We start from the raw sequence: 22,540 nt of genomic DNA, 5'->3' as shown, positions 1-22,540 counted from the left end.
GCAGGTAGTGAAGCGAATCGCCTGACGCCACTCAACGGTTCTGACGGCGCCCTGAGAGGATAGAGTTTTAATCTATATTTTCAGCACCTTAAGCGAAACACCGATTCGCCAATCACCGGCAGGCCGCCTCTGCTGTGCGAGTTTCCGCACAGCCGATTTCGCCCATGTGCGGATTCCCGCACAACTCTGCGAATCGCGCGCTGCCGCGCGCCTGAAGCGCCGGCCAAGAAAATTCGTCGAATTTTCTTGGCGCCCGCCGCGGCCGTAACGCTAGCGACGATAGGCCTCGGGCTTGATGCCGTAGCGGGCCAGCTTGTCGTAGAAGGTCTTGCGCGGCAGTTTCAGCGCCTGCGCCGCCTCGGCGGCGCGGCCGTTGTGCCGCCCAAGCGCCGCGATCAAGAGGGTGCGTTCCACCCTTGCCATCTGTTCGGCCAAACCCAGTTCCGTGGCCTCGCTCACCTCTTCGGGCATGCCCAGCACAAATCGCATCGCTGCCGACATCAGCGAGCGCGCATTGCCCGGCCAGTCCTGCGCCATAAGAGCCGCGAGGTGGTCCGGCGAGACGGCGGGTGGCGCGATACCCGCCTGCTCCGCCGCCTGCATCACGTAATGGCGAAAGATCACCGGGATATCCTCGGGCCGCTCGGCCAATGCCGGGATCCGCACCTGCATCCCCTCCAGCCGGTAGAAGAGTTCGGCGCTGAAGCTGCCCTTTTCCACCAGCGCGGCCAGATCCGCGGTACTGCCCGCCAGCAACCGCGCACCACCTGGCTGCTCCATCTCCTCCACGAGGGCATATTGCGCCGCCTGCGACAGGGCCGAAACCTCATCCAGGAACAGCGAGCCTTGCCCGGTCTCGGTGCAGAGCCGGGACAGCTCGGCCACATCCAGCCCAGCGGCGGCGCGTTTGACGAAACTGCCCTGCGCGCGCGGCGACATCAGGTGGATCACCTCGGCCACCTTGGAAATGCCGCTGCCGGCGGGACCGGTGACCAGCACCTCGGCACCGGTCGGGGCGACGCCGCGCACCCGCTCGCGCAGCGCCTCGGCCCGGGCCGAGCTGCCAAACAGCATCCGCGCCGCCGGATCGCCCCGGTCAAGCTGACGTTTCAGCGCCCGGGTCTCCAGCACCTGCGCCCGTGCCGCCATGGCGCGGGCAATCACTGCCAGCAGATCGGCCGCAGCACAGGGTTTTTCGAGAAAATCAAAGGCGCCATCCCCCATGGCACGCACCGCCATCGGTATGTCCCCCTCGCCGGTCAGCAGGATCACCGGCAAGTCCGGGTCGACGTCCTGCGCATAGGACAGAAGGTGGAACCCGTCCCGCCCCGGCATGCGGATATCGGACACGATCACCCCCCGGAATCCGGCGGTGATGTGATCCTTGGCCGCCACGAAGGACCCCGCCGTCTGCACCGCGTAATCAGCCAGTTCCAGCGTCTGCCCCAGCGCCTCGCGCACCGCCGCGTCGTCATCGACCAGCAGGACCTTGTCGATCATGCCGCCGCCTCCTCTTGCCAGGGGTCAAGCTCGACCGTGAATTCAGCGCCGCCGCGGGTGTTGCTGCCCCGGATATTGCCGCCAAAGCTCTGCACCAGCCCGTAGGAGATCGACAGGCCCAGCCCCATCCCCTCGGAACTGCCGACCGCCTTGGTCGAGTAGAAGGGTTCGAACACCTTCTCGGGTTCCTTCAGGCCCGGACCGCAATCCTGCACCCGCACCAGCAAGCGGGGACCGGTTTCGATCGCGATGCGGATATGACGCGTCTCCTGATCCATCATCGCGTCGACCGCATTGTTGATCAGGTTTACAAAGACCTGGGTCAACCGCACCTCGCCGCCGCGCGCCAGCACCGGGCCGACGGTGCCCGGGTTCCAGTCGAGTGTCACGGCGTGTTCGCGCAGCCGCGCTTCGGTCAGTTCGACCGCAGCCTCGATCACCTGCACCAGATCCACACGGCTCACCGGCTCGCTCTCGTTACGGGCAAAGGCGCGCAGATTCTTGATGATCCGCGCCATCCGCGCCGCCATGTCCGAGATACGACCAAGATTCTCGGTCGCCTTGCCGGTATTGCCCCGCGCCAGAAAGGCGGTGCCGTTATCGGCGAATTGCCGGATCGCCATCAGCGGCTGGTTCAATTCGTGGCTGATGCCCGCCGACATCTGGCCCAGCGCGCTCAACTTGCCCGCCTGCACCAGTTCGGCCTGGGCACGCTTCAGCGCTGCCTCGGCCTCTTGCCGTTCGGCCACCTCGCGGCGCAGCGCGCTGTTGGCGGCGGTCAGGGCCCGTGTGCGCTGGGCCACCCGGCTTTCCAGCACCTTGTTGGCGTCAGCCAGGGTACGACGGCGTTCGGTCGCCAGATAGAGCATGGCACCGAAGGCCAGGCAGATCGCGGCCACCGCCGCAGCCTGCAACCCGGCGATACGACGGGCGGGCGCCACGTCGACCAACACCTCGCCGGTCATGCCGATCACCGGCAGCGGCCGCGTCATGTGAAGCGCCCGCGCGGGCAGGTACGGCCCCCAGTCGAGCTGCCAGATCTCGTATCCCCCCACTCGATGCGCCGAAAAAGGCAAGGACGGCCCCTTTGCCGGTACCAGGCCGGGCTGACCGGCAGGCCGCCTCCACCACAGCAACTCGCTGCGGTTCGAGATGAAGACCTGGCCCGAGACATCGGTGAAGAAGACCGCCGGAGTGTTGCCGCGCCAATCCCACTCCAGATGCGCGATATCCACGGCAACGACCAGGGCGCCGCGCACCTTTCCATCAGTGCCGAACGCGGGAGCGGCATAATATATCGCGCGCAGATCCAGCGGGTGCTGAACGCCATGCGCGCTACCAAGCGCGCCATGCAGCGCGCGCCGGAAATACCCGGTCTCGGATATGTCGCTGAACAGCGTTCCGCGCGCAGATGCCAGTACGCGACCTCGGGTATCGGCATAGAGGATTTCCAGCGCCGAGGTCTTGTCTGCCACATCAAGAAACAGCGACTGTGCTTGCTGGCGCCCCGTCTCGGCGCCCAGATTACCCAGAGCCGGATGATCCGCCAGCAGAACGGCGGTTTCCTGGTAACGCTGCAATTGCGCGGTCAACCGGTCGCTCGCCAGTTCAAGATCTGCCTCGGCCCGCTGCGCAAGCTGCCCCAATGCCTGACGATAGCCATAGCTCCAGACGCCGGTGGCCAGAACAGCCACCGCCGCCAGAAAGCCCGAGATGACCCACCAACGCCGCATATCCTAGGGTCTTGCACCCAAGCGCGGCCAAGGCAAGAGGGCAACGCGCCCTGTCACAGCGGCAGGACGGTGGTCGATTTGATCTCTTCCATCGACAACAGCGCGGTCACATTATGCACCCGCACCTCGGAGATCAGCGCCTGATAGAAGGCATCATAGGCGCGGGCATTCTTGACCCGGACCTTGAGGATATAGTCGATATCGCCCGCCAGCCGGTGCGCCTCCTGCACCTCGGGGCGATCCTGAAGCGCCTTGAGGAACTGTTTCTGCCAGTCCGCCTCGTGTTCAGAGGTGCGGATGAGGACAAAGAAGCAGGCCTCGAACCCCAGCGCCTCGGGGTCGAGGATCACCGTCTGCTGACCGATCACGCCCGCCCCCTTGAGCTTGCGTATCCGATTCCAGACCGGGGTCTTGGAACTGCCCACCCGGCTGGCGATCTCGTCCAGCGACTGGCTGGCATCGCGTTGCAGCTCGACCAGAATTTTCCGGTCCGTTTCGTCAATGCGCACTGACATTCTGCTTTTTCCTCAAAATCCGAACCCGCGTCCCTTGCCGCCACCAAGATGGAACAAATGTCCTTATTTGGCGCAGCATATGGAGCTTGAGTGGGAATATTTCCTATATTGAGAGGCAAGTCAAACAGGAGACAAGCCGCATGACAGCCCCGCGCATATACCCGGGACCCGGACATGTCGATTTCGTCGGCGCAGGTCCGGGCGATCCCGATCTGCTGACGGTTGCCGCGCTCAAGGCGTTTGCGGCGGCGGATGTGGTGCTGCATGACCGGCTGATCAGCGAGGCGGTGCTGGCGCTGGCGGGGAAACGCGCCGAATTGGTCGATGTGGGCAAGGCCGGGTTCGGCCCCTCGTGGAAACAGGGCGATATCGACGCGCTGCTGCTGGTCCATGCCAGCCGCGGCGCCCGGGTGGTGCGGCTGAAATCGGGCGATCCGACCGTGTTCGGGCGCCTGGATGAAGAGATCGACGCGGTCTCGGCCGCAGGGATCAGCTGGCGCATCGTGCCGGGCATCACCGCCGCCTCGGCGGCGGTGGCGGGCATCGGCCAGAGCCTGACCCGGCGCGGGCGCAACAGCGCGGTGCGCTTTCTGACCGGCCATGACATGCAGGGCTTTGCCGATCACGACTGGACGGCGCTGGCCCGTCCCGGTGCGGTGGCCGCGATCTACATGGGCAAGAAATCGGCCCGCTTTGTTCAGGGGCGGCTGATCATGCACGGCGCCGACCGCGCGACACCGGTGACGCTGGTGGAAAACGCCTCGCGCCCGGAGCAGCGGGTGCTGGCCACCACGCTCGACCGACTGCCCGCCGATCTGGCCGCCGCCGGGATGGACGGCCCTGCCCTCACCTTTCTGGGCCTGGCCCCGCGCGATGCGGCGGCCGCCCTCAGCACGATCAACAAGGAGCTTGCCTGATGGCCCGCGCATTCACCCCCAAGATTGTCACCGCCAATGACCTGCTCGACGGCGACGTGATCTATCAGACCGCCGACGACCGCTGGTCGCGCGAGCTGTCCGAGGCCGAGCTGATCACCGACGAGGCGCATGCACAGCTGCGGTTGCTGGACGCCTCACGCCAGGCCGCCCGCGTCGTGGGCGCCTATCTGGCCGATGCCCGCCCCGGCCCGAACGGCCCCGAGCCGGTCCATTTTCGAGAGGATTTCCGCCGGACCGGCCCGTCCAACTATGCCCATGGCAAGCAGGAAACCTCTCCGCAGCCCCGGGCCTGAGCCACAGGCCCTTCCCCCCTCAAAAGGCCCCGGCTCCGGGGCTGCACCCAAGGACAGCCAGACATGTATCGCTATTCCGAATTCGACACCGCCTTTCTTGCCGAGCGCAACGCCCAGTTCCGCGCCCAGGTGGAACGCCGCATCGACGGTTCGCTGACCGAAGACGAGTTCAAGCCGCTGCGCCTGATGAACGGGCTCTATCTGCAACTGCACGCCTATATGCTGCGGGTGGCGATCCCCTATGGCACGCTGAATTCGGCGCAGATGCGGCAGCTGGCCCTTCTGGCCGAGAAATGGGACAAGGGTTACGGCCATTTCACCACCCGCCAGAACATCCAGTACAACTGGCCCAAGCTGCGCGACGTGCCCGACATGCTGGACGCGCTGGCCGAGGTCGGGCTGCACGCGATCCAGACCAGCGGCAACACCATCCGCAACGTGACCGCCGACCATTTCGCCGGTGCCGCCGCCGATGAGGTGGCCGACCCCCGCCCCTATGCCGAACTGCTGCGGCAATGGTCGACCGACCACCCCGAGTTCCAGTTCATGCCGCGCAAGTTCAAGATCGCCATCACCGGGTCCGCCAATGACCGCGCAGTGATCAAGGCGCATGACATCGGCTTGCAACTGGTGACACGCGACGGCGTGCTGGGCGCCCGCGTCATCGTCGGCGGCGGCCTGGGCCGCACGCCGATGATCGGACAGGAACTGAGCCCCTTTGTCGCCTTTGACGACCTGCTGGCCTATCTCGAGGCCACCGTTTCGGTCTGGAACCAGATCGGGCGGCGCGACAACAAGTACAAGGCGCGCATCAAGATCACCGTCTTCGAGCACGGCATAGACGCGATCCGGGCCAAGGTGAACGAACGCTTCGTCAAGGTGCGCGGCCAGTTCAAGGGCGCCGACATGGCGCTGCTGGAAGAGATCAAGGGGCATTTCGCTCCTCCGTCCTGGCGGACGTCCTCGCTGGCGCCGTTCGATGCGGCCTATGCCAAGGATCCGGTGTTCCGGTCCTGGGTCGATACCAATATCGCCGCGCACAAGCGGGACGATCATGCCATCGTCACCATCTCGCTCAAGGCGCATGGCGCCACGCCGGGCGATGCCAGCGCCGAACAGATGCGGGTGATGGCCGACCTGGCCGAACGCTTTGGCTATGACGAGCTGCGCATCAGCCACGAGCAGAACGTGATCCTGCCGCATGTGCACAAATCCGACCTGCCCGCGATCCATGACGCGCTGGCCACGAACGGGTTGGGCACCGCCAATATCGGCCTGATCAGCGATATCATCGCCTGCCCCGGTATGGATTATTGCGCGCTGGCCACCGCCCGCTCGATCCCCGTGGCGCAGGAGATTGCGACCCGGTTCGAAGAGCTGAAGCTGGAACATGAGATCGGCGCGCTCAAGATCAAGATCTCGGGCTGCATCAATGCCTGCGGCCACCACCATGTGGGCCATATCGGCATCCTCGGCCTCGACCGGGCGGGCGTCGAAAACTACCAGATCACCCTTGGCGGCGACGCCACCGAAACCGCCGCCATCGGCGAGCGGACCGGCCCCGGCTTTGCCTATGATCAGATCGTGCCCGCCATCGAGCGGATCGTGGAAACCTATCTGGACCAGCGGCGTGACCGCGAGGAGAGCTTTATCGACACCTATCGCCGGGTTGGCATGGCGCCGTTCAAGGCGGCGCTCTATCCCGAGGCCCGCGCCGATGCCGCTTGACGAGTTCCAGACCGAACTGGGCCGCGACCGAAGCGTTCTGACGCAGAAGTTCGCGGCGCTCAACGCCCGCTACAAGCATCACAGCGCCACCGATGTCATGCATGGGGCGCTGCGCGAGGCGGGCAATATCGCGCTGGTGTCAAGCTTTGGCGCGGAATCGGTGGTGTTGTTGCACATGGCGGCGGTGATCGACCGGCAGGTACCGGTGCTGTTCATCGACACCCAGATGCTGTTTGCCGAAACGCTGGTCTATCAGCAGGAGGTGAGCGAGCGCCTGGGCCTGAAGAACGTCCACGTGATCCGCGCCGCCGAAGATGACGTCGCCCGCGACGACCCTTATGGCGCGCTGCGCCTGCGCGACACCGATGCCTGCTGCACCCTGCGCAAGACGATCCCGCTGCAACGGGCGCTGACGGGCTATGACGGCTGGATCACCGGGCGCAAGCGGTTCCAGGCCGGCACCCGCGCCGCGCTCGACTTCTTCGAGGTCGAGGACGGCACCGGCCGGATCAAGGTCAACCCGCTGGCCCATTGGGCCCCCGAGGACGTGCGCGCCTATATGGAGGAAAACCGCCTGCCCCGGCATCCGCTGGTGGCACAGGGATACCCTTCGATCGGCTGCGCGCCCTGCACCTCGCCGGTGGCTCCCGGAGAAGACCCGCGCGCCGGACGCTGGCGCAATCAGAACAAGGAAGAATGCGGCATTCATTTCGTCGATGGCAAGATGGTGCGCAACGGAGACAAGACATGACTGTGATCGTGACCGACCAGGGCTTTCGGCCCGACGACTGGACCGACGGTTTCACCGCCCTGGGCGATGTGGCCAATGACGTGGTGGCGCTGGACGTTCCCGCCGATGCCGACCCCGACGCGCTGGCGGCTCGGTTGCAGCGGGTGCGCATGGTGCGGGTGGATTTCCCCTCTTTCGCCGATGGGCGCGGTTTTACCATCGCGCGCACCCTGCGCCTGCATGGCTATACCGGGCGGCTGCGGGCCAAGGGTCATGTGCTGGCCGATCAATATGCCATGGCCCGCCGGGCCGGGTTCGACGAGGTCGAGATCGACACAACCCTGGCCGACCGCCAGCCCGAGGCGCAATGGCTGGCCCGCGCCGACTGGCAGGCGCATGACTATCAGGCCCGTCTGCGCGGCTGACCTGACGTCCAAATTCATTAGTATACTAATGAAAAGGGGAGACATTCCCCTTTTCATGATGTATGTCAAAGACTAGAGAGAGGCGCCGGCTTACCGCACCGGTGACATGAACAATGACCGAGATGAGACCCGTGACCGAAGCCGCCGCCATCAAGGCCCCCACCCTGCCCGACGCCCAGACCGTGACGCAAGTGAAACACTGGACTGACCGGCTGTTCTCGTTCCGCGTGACCCGGCCCGCCAGCCTGCGGTTCCGCTCGGGCGAGTTCGTGATGATCGGCCTCTTGGGCGACAATGGCAAACCGCTTCTGCGCGCCTATTCCATCGCCTCGCCCGCCTGGGACGAAGAGTTGGAGTTCTACTCGATCAAGGTGCAGGACGGCCCGCTGACCTCGAAGCTTCAGCATATCCAGCCCGGCGACGAGATCATTCTGCGGCCCAAGCCGGTTGGCACGCTGGTGCATGACGCGCTTTTGCCCGGCAAGCGCATCTGGTTCTTTGCCACCGGCACCGGATTTGCCCCCTTTGCCTCGCTCCTGCGCGAGCCGCAGACCTATGAGGATTACGACGAGGTCATCATCACCCATACCTGCCGCGAGGTGGCCGAGCTGGAATATGGCCGCCAGCTGATCGAGGAGGTCCGGCAGGACGAGCTGTTGGCCGAAATGATGGGCGAGGGCTTTGCCGACAAGATCCGCTATTACCCCACCACCACCCGCGAAGAGAGCCCGCGCATGGGCCGGATCACCGAGTTGCTCAAAGACGGCACCGTATTCTCCGATCTGGGTATCGAGGGCGGCATCAAGCCGGAAACCGACCGCGCCATGGTCTGCGGCAGCCTTGCCTTCAACCACGACATCAAGGCCATTCTGGAAGAGTTCGGCCTGACCGAGGGCGCCAATTCCGACCCGCGCGAATTCGTGATCGAAAAGGCCTTTGTGGGCTAAGTTTCGGCCCAGGCCGCGGCCCGGGTGAACCTGAACGGCACATATCCCCTTTTTTAAGGGCCTGCCCGCCGATGCCGCTTGAAACGCGGGGCGGGCCGGTTTACCTTCCGGCCTCGAATTTCTGGCAACAACAAAGGAATATTCCCATAGCCCGCAGACCCCACAACGCGCCGCCGCAACGCGACACCGGCCCGCGCGTCAATGACAAGATCCGTGCACCCGAGATCCGCCTGATCGGCGCAGATGGTGAAAATGTCGGTGTCGTGCATCCCGCCAAGGCCATGGCCATGGCCGAGGAAGCCGGTCTGGATCTGGTCGAAATTTCCCCCAATGCCACGCCCCCGGTCTGCAAGATCATGGACTTTGGCAAATACAAGTACGAGCAGCAGAAACGCGAAAGCGAAGCACGCAAGAAACAAAAGATCATCGAGGTCAAAGAAGTCAAGTTCCGCCCCAACACGGACACTCATGACTATGACGTCAAAATGCGCAGCGTTTTCAAGTTCCTGGAGAATGGCGACAAGGTGAAGGTCACGCTGCGGTTCCGCGGGCGCGAGATGGCGCACCAGAACCTGGGCCGCGAGCTGCTGGAACGGGTGGCAGAAGACGTCAAGGAAGTGGGCAAGATCGAGAATATGCCCAAGATGGAAGGCCGTCAGATGATCATGATGATCGGCCCGCTGCCGCAGAAGTAATCTTACTCGCAGCGCAAAGACCTAGCCCCGCCGCATCCCGGCGGGGTTTTCTTTGTTGGGGCGCTAGCAAAATCTCGTCAGAGATTTTGGTTGCAGAGTTTGCATTGGCAAACTCTGTCACCGACATGCCAGTTCATGCGGTGGAAGAGCTGGCGCGCCCGAACCGATCCGCCAAGGCTCGGTCAGCCCACGAAGCAGATTGCGAGCCCTGCTTGGCCCCGTTTATGACGTGGCACCGCGTCCGGCGCGCGGTTGCGGACGGGTTGGGATCTCCTTGAGAAGCCCTCCGACCCCCATTGCGGCGATGTCGCGGCCGCTTACCGGCACCCCGCAGGCCACCCGGGACAGCACCCAGTCGGCCCCGTTCAACGCCGGTGAGCGGGCGCAGCCCGGCAGGCCGATCACCGGGCGCGCGCCCAGAGCACCCAGAAACAGCAGGTTGCCCGGATCGACCGGCATGCCGAACCGCTCGACCACGCCGCCCGCGCGACGCAGGGCGGCGGGGGCCACGTCCTCGGGGTCCGAAGTGGCCGAGCCGGTGAGGATCAAGACCATGTCGCCCCGAACCTCGGAGATCGCCGCCGCAAGCTCGGCACCGCGATGAGGCACCAGCCGCAGGTCGTCGAGCGTCAGGCCCAGCGCCTCGATCCGGCCCCGGATCGCGGCGATGCCCTTGTCATTGGGCGGACCGCCGGGAATGTCGGTGACCACCAGCCCGGCGCTGCGCAACACCGGCGCCGCAAGGCGGATCGCGCCACGTGCCGCATCTGCCGCGCGGTCGACATCGGCCTGCGGCACCGCGTAGGAGATCACCTTGATCGTGGCGACCATGCCGCCTGGCCCCATCTGCTGATGCTGCGGCACCGTGGCCACGGTGATCATCGGGTGCACCAGGTTGAAACGCTCGATCGCGTCGACGTCGAGGCAGACCACCCCCGGCCCGTCCGCCAGCAGGTTGACACGGCCGGTAAAGGGCGCGGTCACCCGCAGCCCGGCGGCGCCCGGGTCGGGCGCCAGCGCATCGGCCAGTTGCCGGGCGGCGGCATCCTCGTGACAATCGCCGGGGTCGAGCCGCGCCACGATCACCTCGGCGATGCCCGCCTGAGTCAGCTGTTCCAGATGCTCGGGCTCCAGCCGCAGCCCCTTGCGCAGTTTCTTCGACCCCGCCTGCACCGAATGGGCCAGAATCGCGCCGTCGGCCCCGGCCACCGGGACAGGGCCGAACCTCATGCCCGCCCCCGCAGCACCGCCGTCATCTGCGCCAGGATCGCCACCGCGATCTCGGCCGGGCCCGCCGCCCCGATATCGAGGCCGACAGGCCCGTGAATGCGCCCGATCTGGGCATCGGTAAACCCGGCCTCGTGCATGCGCGCAACCCGTTTCGCATGGGTCCGAGTCGAACCCAGCGCGCCGATATAGAACACATCCGCCGCCAAGGCAGCCTCGAGCGCGGGGTCGTCCAGCTTGGGGTCATGGGTCAGCAGCACCAGCGCGGTGCGCGCATCAAGACCCAGTTTCGAAACCGCCTCGTCGGGCCAGTCATGCAGGATCGTCTCGCCGGGAAAGCGCGCGTCGCTGGCAAAGGCCTCGCGCGGGTCGATCACCACCGGATCATAGCCCGCGATGCGCGCCATCGGCACCAGCGCCTGGGCGATATGAACGGCCCCCACCACGATCAGCCGCAGGGGCGGGTTGTGCACGGCAACAAAGGTGCGCCCGTCCTCTTCGAAGCCGGACCGGTCCATCCGCATCCGTTCGCGATAGCCATCCCGTACCAGCGCCCTTGTGCCGCGCGCAGTGTCGACCACATAGGCCAGCGCCTGACGCGCGGCGCGGGCATCGACCAGCTCGGCCAGCATCGGTTCGGGCAGCACGCTGCCCACCGGCTCGACCAGCACGCGGATGGTACCGCCACAGGCCAGACCCACGGCAAAGGCGTCCTCGTCGCTGACCCCGAATTCCAGCAGCCGCGCCTCACCGTCCTCCAGCGCTTCCAGCGCCTCGACGATCACCGCGCCCTCGACACAACCGCCCGAGACCGATCCCTCGATCCGGCCATCGCCGCCGATCGCCAGTTGCGCGCCCACCCGGCGCGGGGCGCTGCCCCAGGTTTCGACCACCGTGGCCAGCGCCGCGCCCAGCCCCTGCCGGTGCCAGGCCAGCGCGATCTCGGGTGCGTTGTCAAATCGTTCCATGCATGCCTCCACCCGATCAGTATGGCGTGCGGCGCGGCCAATTCAATGGTGCGAAAGTAGGGGCGAAGCAATTGTGACGACAAACGAAATGCGGCCCGGCGCGAACACAAACGCCGGGCCGCGGATGCATGGCCAGGGAATTTGCGCGAGAGCCATGCACCGGGATATGAAACCGCGCCTATTCGGCCGGAGCCGTGCGCGGCTCGCCCGCCCCCATCAGCCGATCCGGCAGGGCAAAGGCCAGCGCCACAAAGCCCAGCCCCAGCACCAGACCCAGAATGTCGCCCGGCAGCGCCGTCATGCCCTCGTATTTCGACCCCGGTACGGTGCCCAGCGTCACCGCGCCCCCGGCGATCTTGTCAAGCAGGCCGCTGGCCTTCCACGCCGGATAGGTCACCATATAGGCCGCCGCCCCCAGCAGACCGCCAGCGATGAAGAACCACGCGTCCTTGCGCCCCGAGGCCGCCGCGACAACGCCGGTGCCGGGGCAATAGCCCGCCGCAGCCCAGCCCGCGCCAAGCATCAGGCCACCCAGAAAGACACCGACATAGGCCGTCTTGACCGACATATGGCCCACATCGACCAGGCCCAGCATCTGGCCGCCGAACATCAGCGCCGATCCGGTGCCGATCGCCAGCAGGATCGCCTTGGCCAGACGCAGGTCGGTCAGGTTCAGCATGCGGTTGATCACATTCGGGTTGGCGGCGCCGACCCGGTCCAGCACGGCGCCAAAGGCCGCCCCGATCACGATTGCGAGAATGATCGACGTCATGGCTCAGACCTCCTTGCGAAACATCAGGATGGAAACGGGAATGGCGGCGGCAAAGGCCCCGGCGGCAAAGATGTAACCGCTGAGCGCCGTCTGCATCATGCCAGACATCATGTGGCCCGAGGTGCACCCCCCGGCCAGACGCGCGCCATAGAGCACGATGAAACCACCCATAAAGGCCACTGCATAGCGCTTGACCGCGCTGTCACCGAAATTGGCCCGCCAGAGCGCGGGGATTGCCCGCTCGGCCCGATCAAGACCGCCGCGCGCCATCACCGACAGGAACCCGCCCAGCATCATCGCCAGTACGAAGACAAAGGAATAGTTGAGCGGATTGGCCACCGACTTGGCATATTTGCCGCCCGATTTGGCCAGATAGGCATTGGTCGAGGTATAGCCCTCTTCGGTCTTGGTCACGAGGTCCGGCATCACCGCGTCGGCAACGATCCCGTCAAGAATGACAAACTGGGTCGAGACCCCGATGGGCTTGACCAGCAGCACGGCGGCAAAGAAGACCAGCCCCAGAAGCAGCCCGCCGATTTTCCAGTTGAGTGTCATGGCACTCCCCCTTGCAGATTCATATTCTGCATCACGAATACATGACATATTCGAGTTTCGGCATGACATAGATCAAATTGGCCGCATCGGCGGCCCCGGGTTCAGGCCGGGCCGCGTGCGGCGGGCTTTTGTCCCAGTTCGGCGTCGATCTCGCGGCTGAGCGCGTTGGCGCGGTCGGCGATGTCGTCCAGCAGGCCGATGCGGGCGATCTGATCCTGCCGTCCGGTCCACAGGCCCGGCGGATACCCCAGCCGCCCGGCCAGGCTCACCACCTCGGACCAGGCGTGATCGAGAAACGGATCGACCTGTGCGCGGCTCAGCCCCGTTGCCGCCTGCACCGTATCGGCCAGCCCCACCGACAGCCGGATCGCCCGATGCAGCGCCGGGGGATGCCCGCCATCATACTGCGCGGGGGCGTTGGGGGCGGCCCGGTCGAGCAGCATGAACAGGGTGACCATGCCGGTCAGGTGCAGAAACAGCTCGCTGGTCATGTAGTCGGGATCGGCAAAGCGCGGCGTCTCTCCCTCGGCCCAGATGGCAAAGCCAGTGGCGTTCAGGCACATGTCGACCGCGTTCAGATCGGCATCGAATTCAAGCAGCCGCAACAGGTCTGCCACCGCCCCGGACCCACCGGCCATTGCCAGCCCCTCGTCGACAAAGCCCTGCCCGCCCATCGCGCGCAGCCGGGCGATATGGTCGCGCCCGTGATGTGCGATCTCGTGGAAATAGACGAATTCCACCGCGCGGCCATAGGCCTCCTTGAGATAGGACAGCGGGTCGGTCCCATCGCCGCCGGTCACCTGCGGAAACAGCCGCACGCCGCCCGGCGCGGGCGGTGGCGGGCTCAGATCGACGGCCTGCCAGCCGAAGCGGTCGGCCAGAAAGCACGACCCCGCCAGCAGCATATGAAGCGCGTTCCACAGGCTCCGCAGCAGCCCGCCATGCAGAAAGACCGCGCGCCGGGCGCCATGCTGGATGGCGCGGGCATTGATCCGGGGCGAGGCAGGCAGCAGCCAGGTCTGACAGCGGGCGATCCGCGGCTGAAACCGGTGCTGATCCAGATAGGGCCGGTTGACAGCGACGACATGCCCGGCCAGCGCCAGCGCCGGGTCGTGGCCTTGCATCGCCGCGTCCGGCTCTATCGCGCCGCCCGACCCGGTGGCATGTGGATGCGCCACCCAGAAGGCGCGGTCACTGTCCCGCGTCGCGCTCATCCGGCGCGCGCCACCATCAGCCGCGCCCCGCGATGACACCTGCCGGATCCTCGATCCAGATCCGATAGACCTCTGCCTCCTCCGACCAGCGCATCAGACCGGGGGGCGTGGTCCGCCGGTCGATATTTGCCAGAAAACTGCCGAAATCGTCGTTGAACATGGGCCCGCTCAGAATGGGGAGGCGCCAATACGCCTCCGGGATGCCGGACAGGTCGACGACCTTGCCCAGGCTTTGGGCCGTCTTTTGGATAAGCGGCCCCAGCGGCGTGTCCGGCTGAATGTTCAGGTTGAAACACCCCTCGTTTTCGAGGCCGCGCGGCACCCGTCCGAGGTACCGGTCATACAGCCAGAGCGTCACCAGAATGACGCCCACGCCACAAGCAATGAGCGCAAGTTGGGCGATAGCCAGACGATCATCGGCCGGTGGCTGCGTGATCAGCCCAAGCCCGACCGCGCCCGAGGTGACAAGATCGAGCACACCGGGAAGGCCCAGCCCGATCATGACCAGCCCGATCCGCGCAAAGGCCACATATCCCCTGCCCGGAAATTTCCGGCGCAGCATCAGCAACAACAGGACAAATCGTTTCAGATTCTCGTAACTGAACACGCTACATCCCCCGAACGTGATCCTCGGCGCCGCCACCGCCGCGATCGCTCTCCGGGTTCAGGGCCGTCATCTTTACCCGGCCATTCGCACTGACAAAGGTCGCGCGCCCGCCGGCAAGGTGAAAGTTCCGTTCGATATCGTCAAAATAGGCGGGCCCCGCCAGCGCGCGCAACGTCGCTTTCAACGCCGCGGCGAACCGTTCCAAATCCCCGGTAATATCGCTGGACAGCGACATGCAAACGGATTGGGCCTTGCCATCCTTTATGAAACACATCGGGGTCTGGCCGGGTTCGCAACAGGCCTTGCCGCCGGGCGGATCCTCGCAATCGACGCAATTCAAAACCATGGCCGCTCCATTCAAATCCGAGGAACTATACACCCGGAACGCGAACGATCAATTCAACCCGAGGTCATTCCTCCAGCCGGGCCAGCAACCGCGCCTTTTCGCCCACATCGTCGGGGCGCGAGATCACCTCGGCCAGTTCTTCGAGCGAGGCGATGGAATGGCCCGCGCGGAAACTGTCGACATGGGGCAGCATGGCGCGGATGCCGCGCGCCTTGGGGGCGAACTCGGACCAGCGCAACAGCGGGTTCAGCCAGATCAGGCGGCGCGAGGACAAATGCAGACGCTCCATCTCGGCGGCAAGCGCGTCGGGGTCGTCACGGTCGAGCCCGTCGGTGATCAACAGCACCACCGCGCCCTGCCCCATCACCCGGCGCGACCAGTCGCGGTTGAAGGCATGAAGGCAGGCGCCGATGCGGGTACCGCCCTCCCAGTCCTGCGCCTCGGCCCCGGCGGATTTCAGCGCGGCGTCGACATCGCGCTGACGCAAGTGCCGTGTGACATTGGTCAGCCGCGTGCCAAAGGTAAAGGCATGCACCTTGGCCCAGCCTTGCCCCTTGGCATTGGATACGGCATGGAGAAAATGCAGGACCATCCGACTGTATTGACTCATCGAACCGGAAATATCGCAAAGCACCACGAGATTTGGCCAACGTGGGCGTGGTTCGGCCCGGGCAATATCGCGCAGCTCGCCACCCTGGCGCATGGCAGCGCGCAGGGTGCGGGCGCGGTCGATGCGGGGTCCCAGCACCGCCGCCTGCCTGCGACGTGACGGGATCGGTTTCACCGGCAGCGTCAGGCGGGCCAGCATGCGCTTGGCGCGGGCGACCTCCTCGGTGCTCATCTGCTCGAAATCGAGTGTCTTGAGCTTTTCCTCGGCGGACATGGTGAGCGAGGCGTCGACCTCTATCAGGGTTTCTTCGCCCTCCTTTTCGGGTTCGGGTTCCGGCATTTCGGGCTGGTTCCCGTCGAGTAGCGCCTCGGCGGCGCGTTTCTCGGCCGCCTGGGCGCTGCGTTCCTCCTGCACGCCGCGAATGGCGGGCAGCATCATCGACATCATGTGTTCGAGATAGCGCGGGTCGCGCCAGTAGAGGCGGAAGACCTGGGCAAAGACGGCGCGGTGTTCGGGGCGGTTCACGAAACAGGCGTGAAGCGTCCAGTAGAAATCGCGTTTCTCGGTAAATCCGGCCGCCTCGACCGCGCGCACCGCGTCGATGACGCGGCCCGGCCCGATCGGCAATCCCGCCTTGCGCAGGGCGCGGGCGAAATGGGTGATGTTCTGGGCCAGACGCGGATTTTCCGGCAGGGCAAGCGGGGCGTATTCAGGCATGCGGCCTTCGCGGGGGCTCTGCCCCCGCACCCCCGGAGTATTTCGGACCAGAAAGAAGCATCAGGCGGGTTCCAGCGAGGCCTTGGCCTGGTCGAGGATGCGTTTGGCCTCGGACCCTTGCAGTTTCTGGATATCGTCCTGGTATTTCAGGATCGCGCCCAGCGTGTCGGCGATCACCTCGGGGCTCAGGTCGATCACGTCGAGCGCCAGCAGGCACTTGGCCCAGTCGATGGTTTCCGCCACGCCCGGTTTCTTGAACAGATCCTCGGTGCGCAGGGTCTGGACGAAGGCCACCACCTGGCGGCTGAGGGTCTCGGCGGCCTCGGGCGCGCGGGCATGCAGGATTTCCATCTCGCGATCGAAATCAGGATAATCGACCCAGTGATAGAGGCAGCGGCGTTTCAGCGCGTCATGCACCTCGCGCGTGCGGTTCGAGGTGAGGATGACGATGGGCGGCTCGGTCGCCTTGATGGTGCCAAGCTCGGGGATGGTGACCTGGAAATCCGAGAGGGCCTCCAAAAGGAACGCCTCGAACGGTTCGTCGGTGCGGTCGAGCTCGTCGATCAGCAATACCGGAGCGCCCGCCGGATCCGGCCGCATGGCTTGCAGAAGTGGGCGTTCGATGAGGAAGTCATCCGAAAAAAGCTCCGTCTGGAGCGCACCGCGGTCGGCGCCGCCAGCGGCCTCGGCGGTGCGGATGGCGACCATCTGGGCGGGAAAATTCCAGTCGTAGACGGCCGAGGCGGCATCGAGCCCCTCGTAGCATTGCAGGCGGATCAGGCGGCGGCCCAGGGCGGCGGCGATGGCCTTGGCGATCTCGGTCTTGCCCACCCCGGCCTCGCCCTCGAGAAAGAGCGGCCGCCCGAGGCGCAGCGAGAGGAACACGACCGTGGCCAGCGCCCGACCGCAGACGTATCCCTGTTCGCCCAGCATCTGTTGCACCGCGTCTATGGATGGCGCCTGTGTCATGTCTGTCCCCGTTCCGTGTGTTGCTCCCAATGGGGCATCACCGGCGCGCCCGCGTCAAGCGGCAGAGGGGCGGTTTTGCGACACAAGGACTGCGACGATAGTCTAACTCTTAGGGGTCTGTTGACGCTTGTACGCGCAAATGTCATGACATTGGAAACAATCGGAGGGCGGGAAAACCGCCCGCAAACAGGCGATGACAGCAATCTATTCCAGGGCAACCGGGGCAAGTGCATGCGGATAACGGCGGTGACCTGCGTCAAGAACGAGGGGCCATTCCTGCTGGAATGGATCGCGTTCAACCGGTTGATCGGGGTCACCGATTTCCTGTTCTATTCCAATGACTGTTCCGATGGCACCGACCGGCTGCTGGACGCGCTGGCCGCTGGTGGCACCGAGTTGGCCGATCTGTGTGGCAACGTGGTGCATCTGCCCAACCCGGCAGAGGGGCGCAATTACCAGATGGAGGCGCTGAAGGATGCCGCCCATCGCACCGTGGTTCAGGCCGCCGACTGGGTCTGGATCGCCGATGTCGACGAGTTCCTGAACATCCATGTGGGCGACAACACAATCCCCGCGCTGATCGCCGCCTGTGGCGACCCGGCGGCGATCTCGGTGCATTTCCAGTTCTTCGCCAATGACGGCATCGACGGGTTCGAGGACCGGCCTGTGATCGCGCAGTTCACCCGCTCTCACAATCCCGACATCTGGTGCGGCGAGACCGCGATCGAGGTCAAATCGCTGACCCGGCGCGACTTTCCCTTGCAGTATTTCGGCGCGCACCGGCCCTTTTTCAGCAAGAAGCAGGACAAGAAGAAGGGGCTGGCCTGGGCCGATGGGTCGGGCCGGCAGGTGCCGCACAAGTTCCTGGTCGCGGCCAATCCGCGCCGCATCCGCAAGTTTCCGGCCAAGGGCGCGCGCGACTTCGCGACGCTCAACCACTATGCGCTGCGCTCGCTGGACAGCTACCTGGTCAAGAACGACCGGGGCGATGTGAACCGCGAAAACAGGGCCTTTGACGACACCTATTGGCGCGAGCGGAACGACCCGGCCTGGCAGGATACCAGTATCGCACGCTACCTGCCCGCGCTGGAGGATGCCTTGGAGCGGATCAAGGCTCATCGCGAGATCGGCGCGCTGCATGACGAGGCGGTGCGCCTGCACCGCGAGAAATGTGCCGCCCTGCTGAACCAGCCCGCCTATCGCGAGATGCAGGCGCAGCTGCGCGCCGCCTCGACCCTACCACCGGGCGAAGAGGCATTGCTGCAAGAGATGGGGATACTCTGATGGCCAGGCTCAGGGTGATCAATCTGGGCCTGCCCAAATCGGGCACCACCACGCTGGGAGTGGCATTGCGCGCCTCGGGGCTGAAAGTGGCGGACTGGAAGGTGCGCAAGTTCCAGTCGACAAACCCAGAGGTGGCGCGCCATTTCCTGGGCGATCTGATGTATCGCGGCTATTTCGAAACCGGCGACCCGCTGCATCTGCTTGATGAGTTCGACGCGCTAAGCGAGATCAACGTGGTGGGCGGCGAGCTGAACCGCTGGCCGCAAACCGATTGGGGCCTGCTCGAGGCGATCATCGAACGGCATCCGGGGGCGAGATTCATCCTGTCCTATCGCGACCCCGAGGCGCAGGCCAACAGCATGATCCGCTGGACCAATCTGGGCCGCAAGCGGCTGCGCATCTTCGACGTGCCGGGTCTGCCGGGCAAATACGGTCGGACACCGGCGGATATCGTGCGCTGGATCGACGGGCACAACCGTTTCTGCCGCCGGGTCTTCGCGGGCGATCCGCGCTTTCTGGAATATGACATTCTCGACCCCGAAGCCCCGGCCCGGATCGGTGCCTTTCTCGGCCTGCCGATCCGTTGGTGGGGCACCGTGAACGAGAACCCCGAAACCGGCGCAGAGACCGTCACAGAAACGGTGTCCGAGCCAGACGCGACCCCGAGTGAGGATCAGACCAGCTGATGCGTATCGTCCTTCATATCGGTCCCGAAACAACGGGTGCGGACCGCATCCAGTCGATCCTGTCGGACAAACGCGAAGGGCTGAAATCGCAGGGCGTGCTGTTTGCCCGCAGCCCAGGCAACCGCAACCACATGCGGCTGTATATGGCGGTGACAGACCCCGACCATGTGGACCCGTTCCGCTATAACCGTGGCTATGCCGCGCCCGAAGCACAGGCGGTGCTGCGCGATGCGATGATCGAAGGGCTGCGCGCCGAGATCGCCGCCACCCGCCCAGACACGCTGATCCTGTCGGCGGCACAGATGGCAAGTTCGATACACCGCCCATCCGAAGTGGCGCGGCTGCGCGACCTGCTTGCACCTCTCTCCGATGACATCCAAGTGGTCGCCACGGTGAGCGACCCTGCGCGCATGTTGCTGGATCACTATGCCGCCCAGGTTACGGAAGGCCGCGCCGCGCCGTTGGAGCAAGAGCTGGAGTTGATCGGCGCGCCCGGCTGGTGGCGGGCGGCCATCGCCGCGATGCCCGACATCGACCCGATCCGGGGCATGTTCGAGGAGACGCAGGGGCCAGCCTTCTGGCTCGACCTCGTCGGGCTGGTGGCTCTGTGGGAAGAGGGGTTTGGCACCGGAGCGGTGCGGCTGTTTTCTCACGATCCTGCCGATCTGGCCAGCCCCGGCGCGACCGAGCTGGTGCGCGAGATGTTCGGCATCACGCGCGGCATCGGGCGGGCCGAGCCGACCTTGGCCACCCCCCTGCCCTCGGCCGCCGCCCTGTCGCGCCAGCGCCGGTTCAATGAATTGCTGCTGCGCTATATGGCCAATGGCGACAAGGTTGTGACACGGCAACTGTGGCGCAGCCTGCTGGACGAGTTGGCCATAGACGGCCCGCCTCCGGCGCCGGATGGGCTGGCCGCGATATCGGCCCGGTTCGAGGCCGCCAACAGCGCCCTGATGCTAGACCATCCCGGCCTGAACGAGGAGCAGTTCACCCCGCCGCCCGCCGCCGACTGGGCCGAGGCCGATCCCGAGCGCGGCTTTCGCGCCTCGCAATACCTGCTGGCGGCGCGCTGGCGGATCGACAAGCTGAGCGCCGAACAGCTGGCCACCCGTGCCGAGCAGGTCACGGGCGAGACCCCCGGGACCACAGCCGCCATCGCCCCGCAGGTTGAGGCCGAAAGCGACAACAGCCTAAGCGAGACCGCCCGCCGGCTGATGCCGCCGCTGGCGGTACAGAATTTCGAGAAGCTGCGCAAATCCTCCTATGCGCCGCATAACCGCATCGGCGCGGTGGATGAGGAGCAGCTGGCCGCTGCCTTTTCTCCCGCCAAGCCGCGCAAGCTGGCCAAGGGCAAGACCGGCAATATCATCGTCGGCTGCATGAAGAACGAGGCCCCCTATATCCTCGAATGGGTGGCCTATCACCGCGCCATCGGGGTCGACAATTTCCTGATCTACACCAACGATTGCTCTGACGGCACCAGCGAAATTCTCGACCGGTTACAAGAGCTTGGCGTACTTCAGCACCGCAACAACGACAAGTGGAAAGGCAACTCGCCCCAGCAGCACGCACTGAACCAGGCCTTGAAGGAACCGGTGCTGAAAAACAGCGACTGGATCATCCATATCGACGTCGACGAGTTCATCAATATCCGTTGCGGCAACGGCACGCTGGACGATTTCTTTGCCGCCGTACCCGAGGCCACCAATGTCGCGATGACCTGGCGTCTGTTCGGCCATAACGGCGTGACCGAACTGAAGGACGAATTCGTCATCGACCAGTTCGATGCCTGTGCGCCCAAATACTGCCCCAAGCCGCATACGGTCTGGGGCTTCAAGACCATGTTCCGCAATATCGGCGCCTATGAGAAGATCAGTTGTCATCGCCCCAACAAGCTGGACGAAGCCTTTGAAGCACAGGTGAAATGGGTCAATGGCTCGGGCCAGGACATGACCGGCGAGGCGCTGAAATCGGGCTGGCGCAACTCCAAGAAATCCATCGGCTATGACCTGCTCCAGCTCAACCATTACGCCCTGCGCAGCGCCGAGAGTTTCCTGGTCAAGCGCCAGCGCGGCCGGGCGCTGCATGTGGATCGCTCGATCGGGCTGAACTATTGGATCCGGATGGACTGGAACGACCACCGCGATGTCACGATCAAGCGCAACCTGCCCCGGATGCGCGCCGAATATGACCGGCTGATGCAGGATGACACCCTGCGCGACCTGCATGCGGCGGGGCTTGACTGGCACCGGGCCAAGGCCGCCGAACTGCATGGCATGCCCGAGTTCGAGGCCCTATACAAACAGGCGCTGGAAGTACAGCTGACCGGCACCGAACGGGTCGCCTATGCGCTGGCGCTGGATGTGGAGAGCTGAGCCATGGCAGACGGATCACAGACCCATGACGGCAAGTTCCTGACCTCGCGCGGGATGCGTTTTCCACTCGATACCGACATCCTGCCGAAACGGGTGCGCCTGTTGCTGCGCACCGACGGGTACGAGGCCAAGGAGGCGCGTGCCGCCTATCGGATGATGAAAGAGGGCGACGTGGTGATGGAGTTGGGCGCCGGTATCGGCTTCATGTCGACCCTGATCGCCACCAAGACCCGCGCCGCCGAGGTGCACTGTTTCGAGGCCAATCCGCGCCTGATCCCCTATATCGAAGCGGTGCATGCCGCCAATGGCGTCACCAACGCCCATATCCACCACGCGCTGCTGGGGGACAAACCCGGGCGGCGCACATTTTATCAGCGCACCTCGATCCTGGACAGCTCGCTTGCGCCGCTGCCCGCTGATGACGACACGGTGGAAAAGGTGCAGGTGCCCGTGCGCGGCGCTGCCAAGGCGTTGGCCGATATCCGGCCCAGCGTGCTGGTCTGCGATATCGAGGGGGCCGAGGTGGACCTGCTGCCGCAGCTTGACCTGTCCGGTCTACGCGCAGTGCTGATCGAACTGCATCCGCAATGGGTGGGCAAAGAGGGCGTCGCCCGCGTATTCGAGGCAATGCGCCGCGCCGGTCTGGTCTTCTTCCCGCGCTGGTCACAGGGTAAGGTCGCGGTGTTTCGCAGCGATTGGTGAGGGC

Annotated in this window: 23 protein-coding genes; 11 read left to right on the top strand and 12 right to left on the bottom strand. The window is 65.2% G+C overall.

All coding sequences use genetic code 11. From position 1 onward, the window contains the following. Positions 1 to 270 precede the first annotated feature (270 nt). From AC2FNY_RS14440 to AC2FNY_RS14430, 3 genes are read right to left on the bottom strand one after another with little or no spacing between them, the layout of a single operon-like run. Entirely contained in the window at positions 271 to 1,500 is a 1,230-nt protein-coding gene (locus tag AC2FNY_RS14440; RefSeq protein WP_234136230.1) for a sigma-54-dependent transcriptional regulator, read from the bottom strand. After that, complete coding sequence (locus AC2FNY_RS14435) at positions 1,497 to 3,233, bottom strand: sensor histidine kinase (protein ID WP_234145393.1); 1,737 nt, start codon at positions 3,231 to 3,233, stop codon at positions 1,497 to 1,499. Before AC2FNY_RS14435 ends, AC2FNY_RS14440 begins: the two co-directional genes overlap by 4 nt. Before the next feature lie 53 nt (positions 3,234 to 3,286). Next, positions 3,287 to 3,748: an Lrp/AsnC family transcriptional regulator gene (locus AC2FNY_RS14430; protein WP_234136228.1), complete on the bottom strand. Its 462-nt coding sequence runs from the start codon at positions 3,746 to 3,748 to the stop codon at positions 3,287 to 3,289. A 140-nt stretch (positions 3,749 to 3,888) separates the two neighbouring features. Here AC2FNY_RS14430 and cobA point away from each other — a divergent pair, with 140 nt between their 5' ends. The 7 genes from cobA (at position 3,889) to infC (ending at position 9,504) form a co-directional block, all read left to right on the top strand. Next, positions 3,889 to 4,665 carry a uroporphyrinogen-III C-methyltransferase gene (gene cobA, locus AC2FNY_RS14425; protein WP_496802887.1) on the top strand — a complete coding sequence of 259 codons (777 nt, stop codon included), beginning with the start codon at positions 3,889 to 3,891 and terminating at the stop codon, positions 4,663 to 4,665. Continuing rightward, the gene (locus AC2FNY_RS14420; protein ID WP_234166194.1) at positions 4,665 to 4,979 is read left to right on the top strand and encodes a DUF2849 domain-containing protein; all 315 of its coding nucleotides are present in this window, start codon (positions 4,665 to 4,667) and stop codon (positions 4,977 to 4,979) included. The genes cobA and AC2FNY_RS14420 overlap by 1 nt, the downstream gene beginning before the upstream one ends. A gap of 63 nt (positions 4,980 to 5,042) precedes the next feature. After that, complete coding sequence (locus AC2FNY_RS14415) at positions 5,043 to 6,707, top strand: nitrite/sulfite reductase (protein WP_496802886.1); 1,665 nt, start codon at positions 5,043 to 5,045, stop codon at positions 6,705 to 6,707. After that, a complete protein-coding gene (locus tag AC2FNY_RS14410) occupies positions 6,697 to 7,458 on the top strand; it encodes a phosphoadenylyl-sulfate reductase (RefSeq protein WP_496802885.1) in 762 nt (253 codons plus the stop codon). Before AC2FNY_RS14415 ends, AC2FNY_RS14410 begins: the two co-directional genes overlap by 11 nt. Then, entirely contained in the window at positions 7,455 to 7,862 is a 408-nt protein-coding gene (locus AC2FNY_RS14405) for a DUF934 domain-containing protein (RefSeq protein WP_496802884.1), read from the top strand. Before AC2FNY_RS14410 ends, AC2FNY_RS14405 begins: the two co-directional genes overlap by 4 nt. 113 nt (positions 7,863 to 7,975) lie before the next feature. Further along, complete coding sequence (locus tag AC2FNY_RS14400; RefSeq protein ID WP_496802883.1) at positions 7,976 to 8,809, top strand: ferredoxin--NADP reductase; 834 nt, start codon at positions 7,976 to 7,978, stop codon at positions 8,807 to 8,809. Positions 8,810 to 8,880: 71 nt separating this feature from the next. Beyond that, on the top strand, positions 8,881 to 9,504 hold the full coding sequence (infC, locus tag AC2FNY_RS14395) for a translation initiation factor IF-3 (protein ID WP_234136221.1): 624 nt from the start codon (positions 8,881 to 8,883) through the stop codon (positions 9,502 to 9,504). Between the two features lie 222 nt (positions 9,505 to 9,726). On the opposite strand, the gene AC2FNY_RS14390 is transcribed toward infC, so the two are convergent. From AC2FNY_RS14390 to AC2FNY_RS14350, 9 genes are all read right to left on the bottom strand, one after another. Beyond that, on the bottom strand, positions 9,727 to 10,734 hold the full coding sequence (locus AC2FNY_RS14390) for a molybdopterin-binding protein (RefSeq protein WP_234166189.1): 1,008 nt from the start codon (positions 10,732 to 10,734) through the stop codon (positions 9,727 to 9,729). After that, on the bottom strand, positions 10,731 to 11,699 hold the full coding sequence (locus tag AC2FNY_RS14385; protein WP_234143595.1) for an XdhC family protein: 969 nt from the start codon (positions 11,697 to 11,699) through the stop codon (positions 10,731 to 10,733). The genes AC2FNY_RS14390 and AC2FNY_RS14385 overlap by 4 nt, the downstream gene beginning before the upstream one ends. A 178-nt stretch (positions 11,700 to 11,877) precedes the next feature. Then, entirely contained in the window at positions 11,878 to 12,471 is a 594-nt protein-coding gene (locus AC2FNY_RS14380) for a YeeE/YedE thiosulfate transporter family protein (RefSeq protein ID WP_496802882.1), read from the bottom strand. Positions 12,472 to 12,474: 3 nt separating this feature from the next. Then, positions 12,475 to 13,026 (bottom strand): YeeE/YedE thiosulfate transporter family protein, encoded by a 552-nt coding sequence (locus AC2FNY_RS14375; RefSeq protein ID WP_234143594.1) that lies wholly within the window; start codon positions 13,024 to 13,026, stop codon positions 12,475 to 12,477. 101 nt (positions 13,027 to 13,127) lie between these two features. Next, positions 13,128 to 14,240, bottom strand: coding sequence for a hypothetical protein (locus tag AC2FNY_RS14370; protein WP_496802881.1), 1,113 nt, complete (start codon positions 14,238 to 14,240; stop codon positions 13,128 to 13,130). Between the two features lie 16 nt (positions 14,241 to 14,256). Next, a complete protein-coding gene (locus AC2FNY_RS14365; protein ID WP_496802880.1) occupies positions 14,257 to 14,847 on the bottom strand; it encodes a hypothetical protein in 591 nt (196 codons plus the stop codon). A gap of 1 nt (position 14,848) precedes the next feature. Beyond that, complete coding sequence (locus AC2FNY_RS14360; RefSeq protein ID WP_496802879.1) at positions 14,849 to 15,193, bottom strand: hypothetical protein; 345 nt, start codon at positions 15,191 to 15,193, stop codon at positions 14,849 to 14,851. Positions 15,194 to 15,257: 64 nt separating this feature from the next. Beyond that, on the bottom strand, positions 15,258 to 16,520 hold the full coding sequence (locus tag AC2FNY_RS14355) for a vWA domain-containing protein (RefSeq protein ID WP_496802878.1): 1,263 nt from the start codon (positions 16,518 to 16,520) through the stop codon (positions 15,258 to 15,260). Positions 16,521 to 16,580: 60 nt separating this feature from the next. Further along, on the bottom strand, positions 16,581 to 17,489 hold the full coding sequence (locus AC2FNY_RS14350; protein WP_496802877.1) for an AAA family ATPase: 909 nt from the start codon (positions 17,487 to 17,489) through the stop codon (positions 16,581 to 16,583). 231 nt (positions 17,490 to 17,720) lie between these two features. On the opposite strand from AC2FNY_RS14350, the gene AC2FNY_RS14345 reads away from it, so the two are divergent. From AC2FNY_RS14345 to AC2FNY_RS14330, 4 genes are read left to right on the top strand one after another with little or no spacing between them, the layout of a single operon-like run. After that, complete coding sequence (locus AC2FNY_RS14345) at positions 17,721 to 18,773, top strand: glycosyltransferase family 2 protein (protein WP_496802920.1); 1,053 nt, start codon at positions 17,721 to 17,723, stop codon at positions 18,771 to 18,773. Continuing rightward, on the top strand, positions 18,773 to 19,459 hold the full coding sequence (locus tag AC2FNY_RS14340) for a sulfotransferase (RefSeq protein ID WP_234136211.1): 687 nt from the start codon (positions 18,773 to 18,775) through the stop codon (positions 19,457 to 19,459). Before AC2FNY_RS14345 ends, AC2FNY_RS14340 begins: the two co-directional genes overlap by 1 nt. Continuing rightward, positions 19,459 to 21,834 (top strand): glycosyltransferase family 2 protein, encoded by a 2,376-nt coding sequence (locus AC2FNY_RS14335; RefSeq protein ID WP_496802876.1) that lies wholly within the window; start codon positions 19,459 to 19,461, stop codon positions 21,832 to 21,834. Before AC2FNY_RS14340 ends, AC2FNY_RS14335 begins: the two co-directional genes overlap by 1 nt. Positions 21,835 to 21,837: 3 nt before the next feature. Next, positions 21,838 to 22,536 carry an FkbM family methyltransferase gene (locus AC2FNY_RS14330; RefSeq protein WP_496802875.1) on the top strand — a complete coding sequence of 233 codons (699 nt, stop codon included), beginning with the start codon at positions 21,838 to 21,840 and terminating at the stop codon, positions 22,534 to 22,536. The last annotated feature ends 4 nt before the right edge of the window (positions 22,537 to 22,540 follow it).

The organism is Ruegeria sp. BHSC223, from assembly GCF_059613025.1.
Note: the sequence above shows the minus strand (reverse complement) of the source record. Positions and strands in the feature narration are given on the sequence as shown.